Below are 13195 nucleotides of genomic sequence, written 5' to 3' on the forward strand. Positions count from 1 at the left end.
CGACACTTGCAAAAAGCAAGTTCACTTGTCAAGAGCAAGTCCTCGATTTCTCGACGTGCTCGTCCCGACCGCCGCCAGCACGCCCGCGCCCGCGGTGAGGGCGGCCACCACTCCCAGCCCGATCCCCGGGACGGATGCCGTCGCCACGGCCCCCGCGACCAACGGTCCGCCCGCGTCACCGAACTCGCGACCCAGCTCCGCGCTGCCCATCGTGCGCCCCATGCGCTCAGGCGGTGTGGACGCGGCGAGGTGCGAGAACGCCACGGGCGTCGCCGTGCCCACACCGAGTCCGACGAGCAGGGCCGTCGTGACCAGCGCGGCGGGGTGACCGGTCACCGCCGACAGTGCGATGCCGACCGCGATGAGCAGCAGTCCGCCGACCGTGCCGCCGCGCACCGAGATCCGGCCGCGGTCGTGCGCCGAGCCCACCAGGGGCTGCGCCGCGCTCGACGCGACAGCCAGCACCGTGACGATCGCCATGCTCCACACGGTGTCGAGTCCGGCCTGCCTGCCGAGAAGCGGGAGGAATCCGACCGCCACGGCGAGCGCGCCGGTCGTCGCAGCCAGCACGAGAGTCGGCACGAGGAACCCGGGGGCGACGAGCTCGCGCCCGAGATCGAGGAGCGTCACGCGCTTGCGGGCCAGCACCGGAACGTGCGGCACGGAGACGGCGACCCATGCCGCGGCGCCGAGGCCGAGCACGGCGAGCGCCCAGAACAGCGCGGGGAGTCCGCCCCACACGACGAGCACGGCCCCGAGCAGCGGACCGAGGGCGTAGCCCAGGCTCTTCCACGAGCCGTAGCGACCGAAGTACTTTCCGCGCGTGGCATCGTCGGTCAGCCGCGCGACGGCGGCCGACGACGACGGGGAGAACGCCGACGCCGCCGCCCCCTGCCCGAAGCGCCCGATCACCAGTCCGGCCATCCCCGGCACCACGGCCCCCACCACCGAGAACGCGGCGAAGGCCAGCAGGCCGCCGATGATCACGGGCCGGACGCCGACGCGATCGCTCAGCGCGCCGAACAGCGGTTTGAGCAGCACCTCAGCGAGGTCGTACAGCGCGAGGGTGAAGCCGAAGGCGAGCAGCGTCCACCCGATGTCGTCGGTCTCCGCGCCCAGCGCGGCGGCGATGCCGTGCGCGCCGAAAGCGGTGGTGAAACCGGCGAGGTACAGCGGGGCGAGGCGCGGCGCGGAGGTCACGCTCGATTCTCGCAGGTGGCGTCGATCCGTCGCGCGGGGGATGCCGCGGCATCCGTCCCGCCCGTACGGTGGGGGGATGCCCGCCGCGACGTTCACCCGCACGCCGAGCGCCCGCGAACAGCGCGCCGACCTCGTGCTCGCCGCGGTCATGTTCGTCGGCGCCGTCCTCAGCGCCGCCCTCTCGACCATCGCCGAGATCTACGGCGACACGAGGGCGGAACCGTGGACCGCGCTCGTCTACGCGGTCGTCGTCACGGCGCCGCTCGCCGTGCGGCGCCGCTGGCCGGCGCTCGTGGCGATCGTGATCTGCGTCGCGTACTTCCTCGCGATCTCGTTCCAGGTGCCCGAGATCTACGTCGGCAACATCGCCATGTTCGTGGCGCTGTACACGGTCGGCGCGTGGATGAACGACCGCAGGGCGGCGATGATCGTGCGCATCGCGATCATCGTCGGCATGTTCGTCTGGCTGCTCATCACGATGTACCGGGAGGCGATCGAGCAGGCCGACAAGGCCGAGGTCGTGGCCGGCCTGATGTCGCCGTACGTCGCGTTCATGCTGATCCAGGTGCTGCTCAACGCGCTGTACTTCGGCGGCGCCTACTACTTCGGCGATCGCTCGTGGAACGCCGCGCAGGCGCGCGAGGTGCTGGAGCTGCGCACGGCCGAGCTCGAGCGCGAGCGCGAGGTCACGGCCGCCCAGGCCGTCGCGCTCGACAGGGTGCGCATCGCCCGCGAGCTCCACGACGTCGTCGCCCACCACGTCTCGGTGATGGGCGTGCAAGCCGGCGCCGCACGGCTCGTCATCGATCGGGACCCGGAGAAGGCCCGCGGCATCCTCTCTGACATCGAGGGAGCGGCGCGCGACGCGATCCACGAGCTGCGGCAGCTGCTCGAGACGCTGCGCACCCCCGGCGGCGACAGCACGGAGACCGCGTCGACCGTCACACTCGCCCACATCGCCGACCTGGCCCGCGCGTCGACGGAGGCCGGCCTGCCCACCGACTACGCCGTGGTCGGCGCCCCCGTCGCCGTGCCGTCGGTCGTCGCCGTGAACCTCTACCGCATCGCGCAGGAGTCGCTCACGAACGCACGCCGGCACGCGGGCTACGGCGCGACCGCCGACGTCAGGGTCCGCTACGACGCGGATGCCGTCGAGGTCGAGATCGTCAACACCGGACGCGCGGTCGCCGTCCTTCGTCCAGGGCTCGGGCAGCTCGGCATGCGGGAGCGCGCCGCCGCGTCCGGCGGCACCCTCGAGGTCGCGCCGCGCAGCACCGGCGGCCTGCGCGTGCGAGCCAGGGTGCCGCTCGGCAGCCGCGACGCTGGCAGCGCTCAGGATCCCGGCCCCGATGAGCCCGCCGACACCGTGCACGCCGACACCGTTCAGAGAGGCGCCCCGTCATGACCCGGGATCGGATCCGCGTGCTGCTCGTCGATGACCACGCGATGCTCCGCGCCGGCTTCCGCACGATCCTCGACACCCAACCCGACATCACCGTCGTGGGCGAGGCCGCGACCGGCGCCGATGCGGTCGTGCAGGCCGCCGCGCTGCGCCCCGACGTCATCACGATGGACGTGCAGATGCCCGATATGGACGGCATCGAGGCGACCCGCCGCATCGTCGCCGAACCGAGCGTCTCGGCCGCGATCGCGATCATCACGACGTTCGACCGCGACGACTACCTGTACCAGGCGCTGGATGCCGGAGCGAGCGGCTTCCTGCTCAAGAACGCCGGAGCGGAGGACCTCATCGCCGCGGTCCGCGCGCTGGCCGCTGGCGACGGCATGCTCGCGCCCGAGGTGACGCGGCGGGTGCTCGTCCGGTTCGCCACGGCGTCCTCTCCGACACCGCCGTCGACCGCCGCCTCGCACCCGCCCGCGCCGACGCCGCCCCTCAGCGAACCGCTCACGGAGCGCGAAGCCGAGGTGCTCGCGCTGCTGGCCGACGCCCGCACCAACTCCGAGATCGCGGCAGCGCTGTTCATCGGCGAGGCCACCGTGAAGACGCACGTGTCACGCATCCTGCAGAAGCTCGGCGCGCGGGATCGCGTGCAGGCGGTCGTGCTCGCCTACCGGCTCGGACTCGCCTGACGGCATCCCGCTACTCTCGGAGGGTGTCCGCTCCGCCGCCCCGATCCCCCCTGGCCCGGCCGGTGCTCGCCGGCATCGTCACGGCACTCGTGGGCTTCACGAGCTCGTTCGCCGTCGTGCTCACCGGGCTCGGCGCGGTCGGCGCGACCCCCGTCGAGGCGGCGAGCGGTCTGCTCGCGCTGTGCCTCACGATGGGCCTCGCCTGCATCGTGCTGGCCTGGCGCTACCGCATGCCGATCACGGCCGCATGGTCGACGCCCGGTGCCGCCCTCCTCGCGGCGACCGGCGCCGTCGACGGCGACTGGCCCGCCGCGGTCGGCGCCTTCCTCGTCGCCGCCGCGCTGATCCTGCTGACAGCGCTGTGGCCCGCGCTCGGCGCGCTGATCGCCCGCATCCCTCCGTCCATCGCCCAGGCCATGCTCGCGGGCGTGCTGCTGCCGCTCTGCCTCGCGCCCGTCACCGGGTTGGTGGCGAACCCGTGGGGCGTCGTGCCGGTCGTGCTGACGTGGCTCGTCTTCGCCCGCCTCGCGCCGCGATGGGCCGTGCCGCTGGCCTTCGTCGCCGCGGCCGTCGTCGTCGCGGTCTCGCTCGTGCAGTCAGGCGCCCCCGTGGATGCCGGACTGCTGCTGCCCCGCGTCGAGCTCACCGCCCCCGTGTTCACGGTCGGCGCCCTCGTCGGCATCGCCCTGCCGCTCTTCATCGTCACGATGGCGTCGCAGAACGTGCCCGGCATCGCCATCATGCGCAGCTTCGGCTACGAGGTGCCGTGGCGCCCCGCCATGCTCGTGACCGGCATCGGCACCGCGGCGGGCGCCGCCGCCGGCGGCCACGCGATCAACCTCGCCGCGATCAGTGCCGCGCTCGCGGCATCCCCCGAGGCCGACACCGACCACGGACGACGCTGGATCGCCGGCGTCTCGACGGGCGCGTCGTACCTCGTGCTCGGGGCCTTCTCGGCCGCCTTCGCCGCGCTCGTACTGCTCGCGCCGGATGCCGTGATCCCCGCCGTCGCGGGCCTCGCCCTGTTCGGAGCGTTCGGCTCGTCGGTGCAGCAGGCCATCGACGATCCCGGCGAGCGCATCCCCGCCGTGGTCACGTTCCTCGTCGCGGCGTCCGGTATCGCGGTGCTCGGGGTGAGCGCGGCGTTCTGGGCCCTCGTCGCCGGGCTCCTCGTGCGCGGCGTGCTGCACGCCGGTCGGCGCGGCGAAGCGCGTTAGCGTGGACGCGTGAGCCTTCCCCCGCCCGCCGCCCCGCCGCCCGGCACCTCGGTCGGGTTCTTCGACGCCCGTGCGCTGAGCGAACCAGTGAATCCCGCCGAGGTCGACGCGTTCGCCCGCGCGCATCGGCGTGCGAACCCCACGACGGCAGGGCAGGTCGTCGCCTGGGTGCTCGTGATCGTGGCGGTGCTGCTGATCGTCCCGGTGGCCGGCGTGCTGCTCATGGGCATCGGCTACGCCATCGGGCGCGACGCGGGCGTGCTCGTCGGCGCCCTCATCGGTCTGCTCCTGTTCGGCGGGCTCACCGTCGGCCTGGTCACGCTCGTGCGACGGGCCAACCGCCAGCGGGCCCTCACCCGCTTCCGGCTCAGCCGTTTCGCGGCCTCGAACGCTCTCGCCTACCTGGAACGGATCGACGAGCCGCCGCTCCCCGGCCTCATCTTCCAGACCGGATCGAGCCGTGTCTCGACCGACGTGCTGCGTGGCACGAGCCCGCGGTTCGTGGAGTTCGGCAACTACCAGTACACGACGAGCAACGGCAAGCAGAGCCAGACGCACCGGTGGGGGTACGTCGCGGTGAAACTCGACGTGCCGCTGCCGAACATCCTGCTCGACGCCCTGGGGAACAACGCCCTGGGCAGCAGCCTCGCCGGAGCGTTCCGCCGCGACCAGCGCCTCTCGCTCGAAGGCGACTTCGACCGGTACTTCTCGCTGTACTGCCCCGAGGGCTACGAGGTCGACGCGCTGTACCTGTTCACCCCCGACGTGATGGCGCGGTTCATCGATCACGCGGCCGAGCTCGACGTCGAGATCGTCGACGACTGGCTCTTCCTCTACACGCGCCGCGAGGTCTCGACGCTCGATCCCGCGACCTGGGCGTGGCTGTTCGGTGCGGTGGGTGCGCTGCTCGTGAAGCTCGATCAGTGGGCGCGGTGGCGCGACGAGCGGCTGCGCGGACAGGTCACGGCGGCGCCTCGGCATCCGTCGCTGCCGGTGCCGACGAGCGGGGCGCCCGTTCCCGCCGCGGCCCCCGTGCCCGCGGGTGCCCCGGCCCTGCCGTTCGCCGCTCCCGCCGGCGTCGTCACCCCGCCGCCCGTCGGTGTCGCACCGCCCGGCCAGCGCCTGCGGCGGCGCAGCCCGTGGGTCGCCGTCGCCGTCATCGTCGGGGCGGTGTTCTTCGTGACGACGGCGCCGTTCGCCCTCGGCATCCTCGTGTTCCTCACCTCGCCCTGAGCGCATCCCACCCCGGGGAGGATGGCGTCCGCCGCGCGGCGGACCCGCGCTCGGAGTCCTCGACGGCGATCCGCCGCACGGGGGATGCCGCCGCCCCCGCCACCGCCCTAGCGTGAAGGCATGACAGGACAGCTCGTACTCACCGGCATCACCAAGAGCTACGGCTCTCGGCGCGTGCTCGACGACGTCTCGTTCGAGGTGGCCCCCGGCCGCCTGACGGGTTTCGTCGGCGGCAACGGCGCAGGCAAGACCACCACCATGCGGATCGTCCTCGGGCTGCTCTCCGCCGACGGAGGCACCGTCGCCCTCGACGGACAGCCGCTCACCGGCGACCAGCGCAGCCACTTCGGCTACATGCCGGAGGAACGAGGGCTGTACCCCAAGATGAAGGTGCTCGAACAGATCGTGTATCTCGCCCGGCTGCACGGCTTCAGCAAGCCGGATGCCACGACCCGCGCGACCGCGTTGCTCACCGAGCTCGGACTCGAGGAGCGCCTGAACGACACCATCGAGTCGCTGTCGCTCGGCAACCAGCAGCGCGCGCAGATCGCCGCAGCCCTCGTGCACGACCCCGAGGTCCTGATCCTCGACGAGCCGTTCTCAGGACTCGACCCCCTCGCCGTCGACGTCGTCGCGTCGGTGCTGCAGTCGTCCGCCGCCAAGGGAGCGTCGATCCTGTTCTCGTCGCACCAGCTCGACGTGGTCGAGCGGCTGTGCGACGACCTCGTCATCCTCGCGGGCGGGCAGATCCGTGCCGCGGGCTCCCGCGACGGCCTGCGAGCCGAGCACGCCGGCAACCGCTACGAGCTCGTCTCCTCCGGGGATGCCGGGTGGCTGCGCGCCGAACCGGGCGTCACCGTCGTCGACTTCGAGGGCGGCTACGCCCTGTTCGACGCCGACGGCCCCGAGACCGCGCAGCGCGTGCTGCGCACCGCCGTGGAGCGCGGCGACGTCGCGAGCTTCGCGCCGAAGCATCCCTCCCTCGCCCAGATCTTCAAGGAGGTCATCCAGTGAGCACGCCAGCCCCCTCCCGCCGCCCCGCCCGTTCGAGCACCCAGGCCTCGATGATCTGGCTCGTCGCCGAACGCGAGATCGGCTCGAAGCTGCGCAGCAAGGCCTTCCTGATCTCGACCGGCGTGCTGCTGCTCATCGCGCTCGCCGGCATCGTGATCGGAGGCTTCGCGAGCAAGAACGCCGCCGCGGAGTCCATGCCGGTCGCGGTGACGGCCGAGACCGCATCCGTCGTGTCGGCCCTGCCGAACGTCGAGGCCACCGAGGTCGCCGACATCGCAGCCGCCGAAGAGCTGCTCCGCTCCGAGAAGGTCGACGCGGCGGTCGTTCCCGGCGAGGGCGCGACCGGGCTCACCGTGATCGCCCTCAAGGACGCCCCGAGCGGACTCGTGTCGGCGCTGTCGCAGGCGCCCGAGGTGCAGATCCTCGAGCCCGCGACCACGAACCCGCTGCTGCGCTACTTCATCGCCATCGCGTTCGGCATCGTGTTCATGGGGGCAGCGGCGACGTTCGGCGGCACGATCGCGCAGAGCGTCGTGGAGGAGAAGCAGACCCGCGTGGTCGAGATCCTGCTGTCGACCATCTCCTCGCGCACGCTGCTCGCCGGCAAGGTCATCGGCAACACGATCCTCGCGATGGGGCAGATCCTCGCGATCGCGGCGGTCGCGACGATAGGCCTCACGGCGACGGGTCAGAGCGAGGTGCTCGCGACACTCGGCGCCCCGATCATCTGGTTCGCCGTGTTCTTCCTCTTCGGGTTCGTCCTGCTCGCGTCGATGTTCGCGGCCGCGGCCTCGATGGTGTCGCGCCAGGAGGACATCGGATCGACGACGACCCCGATCACGATGCTCATCATGGCGCCGTACGTGCTGGTGATCGTGTTCAACGACAACCCGCTCGTGCTCACGATCATGTCGTACGTGCCGTTCTCGGCTCCGGTCGGCATGCCGATGCGCCTGTTCGTCGGGGAAGCGCAGTGGTGGGAGCCGCTGCTGAGCCTCGTGATCCTGCTCGCGAGCTGCGTCGCGGCGATCGCCGTCGGCGCGAAGATCTACGAGAACTCGCTGCTGCGCATGGGCAGCCGCGTCAAGCTCGCGGAGGCGCTGCGCGGCTGAGTGCCCCGTTCACGCGCGAGACCCCCTGCCGGGCGGCAGGGGGTCTCGTCGTTGTCGGTGATCTTCGGTCAGATCACGCCCTCGGAGAGCGTCGTGGGGTTGCCGAAGCGGTGGTTCGTGATCGACACGGCCTGCTCGTGCAGGAACGGTAGCATCTCGACGCGGCCCGCGCCGGTCACGGCGTGCGACCACACCGCGACGTCGGGGGTGCCGCCCAGGGCCTCGAACAGCGCGGCGGCGTCGCCGCCGACGAGACGCACCCGACGCCAGCTGTGCGCGGCCTTCGCCGCCGCCTTGGCGAAGCCCTTGACCCACCCGGCGTCCTTCTCGTGCGACACCGTCACGCCCGCGGCGCGCAGCGCCTTCTCGACGCGCGAGGGCAGAGCCGGTGCCGACACCGCGAACGGCGAACCGCTCCGCAGGGCGGCGGCGATCACACGGATGCCGTCGGCGAGCGGCGCGCCCTCCGCAATACGCACGTCGACCTCGACCGGGCGGTAGCGGAAGACGTTGCGCTCGACACCGAGGCCGGACTTGTCGGACGTGACGCCGAACTCCGACGTCCAGGAGCGCTCGTCGTCGGCAGCGGCGCGGTGCAGCCACTCGATCTCGACGGCGTCGAGGTCGGCGGCCGCGGCGCTCAGCAGCGCGTCGACGGCGGACAGCGTGGCGGCGTCGGATGCCGCGGCGGGCAGCTCGCCCCTGGTCCACTCGCCCAGGCCGAACAGGTAGTTCGGACCGCCGGCCTTCGCACCCGCACCCACGGCCGAGCGCTTCCAGCCGCCGAACGGCTGGCGCTGCACGATCGCGCCGGTGATGCCGCGGTTGACGTAGAGGTTGCCCGCCTCGACGTTGTCGATCCAGGTCGCGACCTCGGCGGAGTCGAGGGAGTGGATGCCGGCGGTGAGACCGTAGTCGACGGCGTTCTGCAGGCGGATGGCCTCGTCGAGGTCCTTCGCGCGCATGATGCCGAGCACCGGGCCGAAGAACTCGGTGAGGTGCGTGGTCGACCCGGGCGCGACACCGGTCTTCACACCGGGCGTCCACTGACGGCCCTCGGTGTCGAGCTTCTTCGGCTCGACGAGCCAGCGCTCGCCCTTGTCGAGGGTGGTGAGCGCGGTGAGCAGCTTGCCGTTCGCTGGCTCGATGATCGGGCCCATCTGGGTGGCGGGGTCGTCGGGCAGGCCGACGCGCATCGAGGTCACGGCGTCGACGAGCTGGCGCTCGAACCGGTCCGAGTCGGCGACCGACCCGACGAGGATCGCCAGCGACGCGGCGGAGCACTTCTGCCCCGCGTGGCCGAAGGCGCTGCGGGCGACGTCGGCGGCCGCGAGGTCGAGGTCGCCCGAGGGCGTGACGATGATCGCGTTCTTGCCGCTCGTCTCGGCGAGCAGCGGCAGGTCGGAGCGGAACGAGCGGAACAGCTGGGCCGTCTCGTACGCGCCGGTGAGGATGACGCGGTCGACCGATTCGCTCGCCACGAGCTGGGTGCCGAGGTCGCGGTTCGCGAGGTCGACGAGAGCGAGCAGCTCGGTCGGCACGCCGGCCGCCCACAGGGCCTCGACCATGACGGCGCCGCAGCGCTGGGTGAGCTTGGCCGGCTTGATGATGACGCCGGAGCCGGAGGCGAGGCCGGCGAGCACGCCGCCGGCGGGGATCGCGACGGGGAAGTTCCACGGCGGGGTCACGACGGTGACCTTCGACGGCACGAAGTCGGCCCCGGTGATGTTCTCGAGGTCGAGAGCCCGCTCGGCGTAGTAGTGCGCGAAGTCGATCGCCTCGCTGACCTCGGGGTCGGCCTCGGCGATGGTCTTGCCCGCCTCGTGCGCCATGATCTCGATGAGCTGCGCCCGACGCGCGGCGAGCTCGTCGCCGGCCCGGTGCAGGATCGCGGCGCGCTCGGATGCCGGGCGGGCAGCCCACTTCTCGGCAGCGCTCTGCACGGTGGCGAACACGCCGTCGAGCTGCGCCTCCGCGTCGATGCGCGCTGCGGCGATGGCGTCCAGACCGAGCGTCGAGCCGACGGAGCGCTGCAGGATCTCGCGACCCCACGCGCGGTTGGCGGCGATCGCGGGGTCGGTGTCGGGCTGGTTGTGGAACCCTGTGGTCACGGCATCCGTCAGCTCTTCGGCGGCGCGGTTCTGCACGCGGTTCGGCGACGGGGCCGACGGGTCGGCGACGAGCGCGGCCAGCGACCGCTCGAAGCGCTCGCGTTCACGGGTCAGCAGCTGCGGGTTCGAGGCGAGCTCGAACACGGCCGACATGAAGTTCTCGGGGCTGGCGTTCTCTTCGAGGCGGCGCACGAGGTAGGCGATCGCGACGTCGAACTCGGCGGGGTTCACGACCGGCGTGTAGAGCAGCAGGCGGCCGACGTCCTTGCGCACGGCTTCGGCCTGACCGGTCGCCATGCCGAGCAGCATCTCGTACTCCACCGCATCGGTCACGCCGCGGGCCTTCGCGAGCAGCCAGGTGTAGGCGATGTCGAAGAGGTTGTGCCCGGCGACGCCGATGCGCACGGCATCCAGTCGCTCCGGCGTCATGGCCCAGTCGAGCACGCGCTTGTAGTTGGTGTCGGAGTCCTGCTTGGTGCCGTAGGTCGCGAGCGGCCAGTCGTGGATCTTCGAGTCGACCTCCTCCATCGCGAGATTCGCGCCCTTGACGACGCGCACCTTGATGGGGGCGCCGCCCTTCGCGCGGCGCGCGGCGGCCCACTCCTGCAGGCGCTGCATGGCGGCGAGCGCGTCGGGCAGGTAGGCCTGCAGGACGATGCCCGCCTCGAGGTCTTCGAGACCGGGCTGGTCGAGGATGCTGGTGAACGCCGCGATGGTCAGGTCGAGGTCGCGGTACTCCTCCATGTCGAGGTTGATGAACTTCGCCTTGCCCGCGGCCTCTGCGGTGGCGGCGAGGCGATACAGCGGGGTGAGCTTCTCGACGACGTCGGCGACGGCCTCGTCGAACGACCACATGGAGAGCTGGCTGACGACGCTCGACACCTTGATCGAGACGTAGTCGACGTCGCCGCGCGCGAGGAAGTCGTGGGTGCCCTGCAGACGGCGGCCGGCCTCGCGCTCGCCCAGCACGGCCTCGCCGAGGAGGTTGAGGTTCAGTCGGTTGCCGCCCTTGCGCAGCTTCGCGATCGCGGGACCGAGCTTCGAGGGGGTCGCGTCGAGCACGAGGTGTCCGACCATGGCACGCAGCACGCGGCGCGAGATGGGCACGACGACGCCGGGCAGCTTGGGTGCGAAGAAGCCACCGGCCTTGATCGCGGCGCGCAGGTAGCCGGGCAGCAGCGTCGGGGTGATGTCGGAGAGTTCGGCGAGCTTGCGACCGGCGACGTCGAGGTCTTCGGGGCGCATGACGCCGTCGACGAAGCCGACCGTGAAGGCGAGGCCGTTCGGGTCCTTCAGCACCTCGGAGAGGCGCTGGGCGGCGGGTTCGACGGGGTGGGTCTCGCTCTCGGCGAGCCAGCGCTGCACGAGCGCGGCGACCTCCTCCGTGCGCGGAGTGGTGTCAGGGGTGGCGGTGTCGGCGGCGACAGTCATCGGGAGACCTTCCAGGGGGATCACGCGTGCGGGTGCGTGCGCGGCTCGATCATTGTCAGACGGCGCAGTAGGCTACGTCTATCAATCGATTCGCACGATGACCGTTCAGCATGAATGAACGATCCGCGTCCGCGTGAGGAGCCGGGATGCTCGACGTCAACCGCCTGCGGATGCTCGTCGAACTCTCGCGTCTCGGCACCCTCTCGGCGGTGGCCGACGCTCTCTCGTACAGCAAGGCGTCCGTGTCGCAGCAGCTCGCCGCCCTGGAGCGCGAGGTCGGCGTCCCGCTGCTCCGGCGCGTCGGCCGCGGCGTCCAGCTCACGCCGCAGGGCACCGTGCTCGTGGGCGAGGCCGTCGGCATCCTCGACCGCCTCGAGCAGGCCGAGGTCGCGGTCGCCGAATCGCTCACCGAGGTCACCGGCACCGTGCACCTCGCCGTGTTCCAGTCGACCGCGCACTCGCTGCTGCCCGGCGCCCTCGCTGCGCTCCGCGCGCAGCATCCGTCGCTCCGCGTCGAGGTCACCGAGAGCGACCCCGAGACGGGGCTCGTCGGCGTCTCGAGCCGCGACTTCGACCTCATCCTCGCCGAGCAGTACCCCGGTCGTACGCGCCCCCTGCACGCCGACCTCGATCGCGTCGTGCTCGCCCATGACACGATCGCGCTCGCGCGGCGGCCGGGGAGCCCGGCAGAGGCGGATGCCGTGGCGGCGCTGTGGTCGACGCGCGACGAGCCCTGGGTGCTCGAACCGGCGGGGACCGCGTCCCGCGCGTGGGCGGAGCAGCTGTGCCGCACCGCGGGGTTCGAGCCCGACGTGCGCTTCGAGGTCGCCGACCTCACCGCCCACGTGCGCCTGATCAGGGCGGGGCTCGCGGTGGGCCTGCTGCCCGAGCTGGTGTGGGCGGGCGAGACGCCGACCGTCGACCTGTCGCCGCTCCCGGACGAGCCCCGGCGGGAGATCTTCTCGTCTGCGCGTCGGGTCTCAGCGGCTGCCCCGTCGATCCGCGCCGTGCGCAGGGCGCTCGCGTCGACGGCATCCCGCAATCTTCTCGACTGAGAACGGCACTGGCACGTCACACGACGTCACGGGAATATGCGTGCACATACATTCGTTGGCACCCTCGTACGCGGACGAAGGAGTCCGGTTCCGACTCCTCTGAAAGGCATTCCCGTGAGCACTCCCGTGATCGACCGCACCGCCCCCACCGAGCACCCCGTCCTCGACGTCCTCGCCGGACGCTGGAGCCCCCGCGCGTACGACGCGCAGAACGACATCGACGAGGCCAAGCTCGCGACCGCCCTCGAGGCCGCCCGCTGGAGCCCGTCCGCCAACAACTCGCAGCCGTGGCGCTTCATCGTCGCCCGCCGCGGCACCGCCCTGCACGCGCAGGTCACCGACTCGCTCATCGGCTTCAACCAGACCTGGGCGCGCAACGCCGCCGTGCTCGTCGTCGCGATCGCCGAGACCGCGACCGCCGACGGCACCCCGCTCACCCACGCCCTCTACGACCTCGGCCAGGCCGTCGCGCACTTCTCGGTCCAGGCCCACCACGACGGCCTCGTCGTGCACCAGATGAGCGGCTTCGACCCCGAGGTCGTGCGCGAGTTCGCCGACCTCGAAGAGCGTTTCGCGCCCGCCACCGTCTTCGCCGTCGGCGAGTTCGGCGACGTCGAGTCGCTGCCCGAGGTGCTGCAGGAGCGCGAGGTCGCCCCGCGCGTGCGTCGCCCGATCGACGAGACGGTCATCCTCAGCGCCTGACCCACTCCCCTGCGACGACGCCGCCCCGC

10 protein-coding genes are annotated in these 13195 nt (G+C 72.0%); 8 read left to right on the top strand and 2 right to left on the bottom strand.

Going from position 1 to position 13195, the window contains the following annotated elements:
* Window positions 1-21: 21 nt before the first annotated feature.
* Window positions 22-1200 carry an MFS transporter gene (locus RAC69_RS04460; RefSeq protein ID WP_375085405.1) on the bottom strand — a complete coding sequence of 393 codons (1179 nt, stop codon included), beginning with the start codon at window positions 1198-1200 and terminating at the stop codon, window positions 22-24.
* 76 nt (window positions 1201-1276) lie between these two features.
* Here RAC69_RS04460 and RAC69_RS04465 point away from each other — a divergent pair, with 76 nt between their 5' ends.
* The 6 genes from RAC69_RS04465 (at window position 1277) to RAC69_RS04490 (ending at window position 7867) form a co-directional block, all read left to right on the top strand.
* On the top strand, window positions 1277-2605 hold the full coding sequence (locus tag RAC69_RS04465; protein ID WP_375085407.1) for a sensor histidine kinase: 1329 nt from the start codon (window positions 1277-1279) through the stop codon (window positions 2603-2605).
* Complete coding sequence (locus RAC69_RS04470) at window positions 2602-3291, top strand: response regulator (RefSeq protein WP_375085409.1); 690 nt, start codon at window positions 2602-2604, stop codon at window positions 3289-3291. The genes RAC69_RS04465 and RAC69_RS04470 overlap by 4 nt, the downstream gene beginning before the upstream one ends.
* 23 nt (window positions 3292-3314) lie before the next feature.
* A complete protein-coding gene (locus RAC69_RS04475; RefSeq protein ID WP_375085411.1) occupies window positions 3315-4508 on the top strand; it encodes a benzoate/H(+) symporter BenE family transporter in 1194 nt (397 codons plus the stop codon).
* A 9-nt stretch (window positions 4509-4517) separates the two neighbouring features.
* Window positions 4518-5741 (top strand): hypothetical protein, encoded by a 1224-nt coding sequence (locus RAC69_RS04480; protein WP_375085412.1) that lies wholly within the window; start codon window positions 4518-4520, stop codon window positions 5739-5741.
* A 120-nt stretch (window positions 5742-5861) separates the two neighbouring features.
* Window positions 5862-6755 carry an ABC transporter ATP-binding protein gene (locus RAC69_RS04485; protein WP_375085413.1) on the top strand — a complete coding sequence of 298 codons (894 nt, stop codon included), beginning with the start codon at window positions 5862-5864 and terminating at the stop codon, window positions 6753-6755.
* Window positions 6752-7867: an ABC transporter permease gene (locus RAC69_RS04490; RefSeq protein WP_375085415.1), complete on the top strand. Its 1116-nt coding sequence runs from the start codon at window positions 6752-6754 to the stop codon at window positions 7865-7867. Before RAC69_RS04485 ends, RAC69_RS04490 begins: the two co-directional genes overlap by 4 nt.
* A gap of 68 nt (window positions 7868-7935) precedes the next feature.
* Here RAC69_RS04490 and RAC69_RS04495 read toward each other — a convergent pair whose 3' ends face one another.
* The gene (locus tag RAC69_RS04495) at window positions 7936-11409 is read right to left on the bottom strand and encodes a bifunctional proline dehydrogenase/L-glutamate gamma-semialdehyde dehydrogenase (RefSeq protein ID WP_375085417.1); all 3474 of its coding nucleotides are present in this window, start codon (window positions 11407-11409) and stop codon (window positions 7936-7938) included.
* Window positions 11410-11555: 146 nt separating this feature from the next.
* Between RAC69_RS04495 and RAC69_RS04500 the strand changes: the two genes are divergently transcribed.
* Together RAC69_RS04500 and RAC69_RS04505 are read left to right on the top strand one after the other, a co-directional pair.
* Window positions 11556-12464, top strand: a complete 909-nt coding sequence (locus tag RAC69_RS04500) for a LysR family transcriptional regulator (RefSeq protein ID WP_375085418.1) — start codon at window positions 11556-11558, stop codon at window positions 12462-12464.
* 114 nt (window positions 12465-12578) lie between these two features.
* Window positions 12579-13166, top strand: a complete 588-nt coding sequence (locus RAC69_RS04505) for a nitroreductase family protein (protein WP_375085420.1) — start codon at window positions 12579-12581, stop codon at window positions 13164-13166.
* Window positions 13167-13195 lie beyond the last annotated feature (29 nt).

The organism is Microbacterium sp. LS_15 (assembly GCF_041954735.1).
Lineage (GTDB): Bacteria > Actinomycetota > Actinomycetes > Actinomycetales > Microbacteriaceae > Microbacterium.

Coding starts and splice junctions, on each gene's coding strand:
- RAC69_RS04495 (WP_375085417.1), bottom strand. CDS start 11,409: ATGACTGTCGCCGCCGACACCGCCACCCCTGACACCACTCCGCGCACG.
- RAC69_RS04485 (WP_375085413.1), top strand. CDS start 5,862: ATGACAGGACAGCTCGTACTCACCGGCATCACCAAGAGCTACGGCTCT.
- RAC69_RS04500 (WP_375085418.1), top strand. CDS start 11,556: ATGCTCGACGTCAACCGCCTGCGGATGCTCGTCGAACTCTCGCGTCTC.
- RAC69_RS04470 (WP_375085409.1), top strand. CDS start 2,602: ATGACCCGGGATCGGATCCGCGTGCTGCTCGTCGATGACCACGCGATG.
- RAC69_RS04465 (WP_375085407.1), top strand. CDS start 1,277: ATGCCCGCCGCGACGTTCACCCGCACGCCGAGCGCCCGCGAACAGCGC.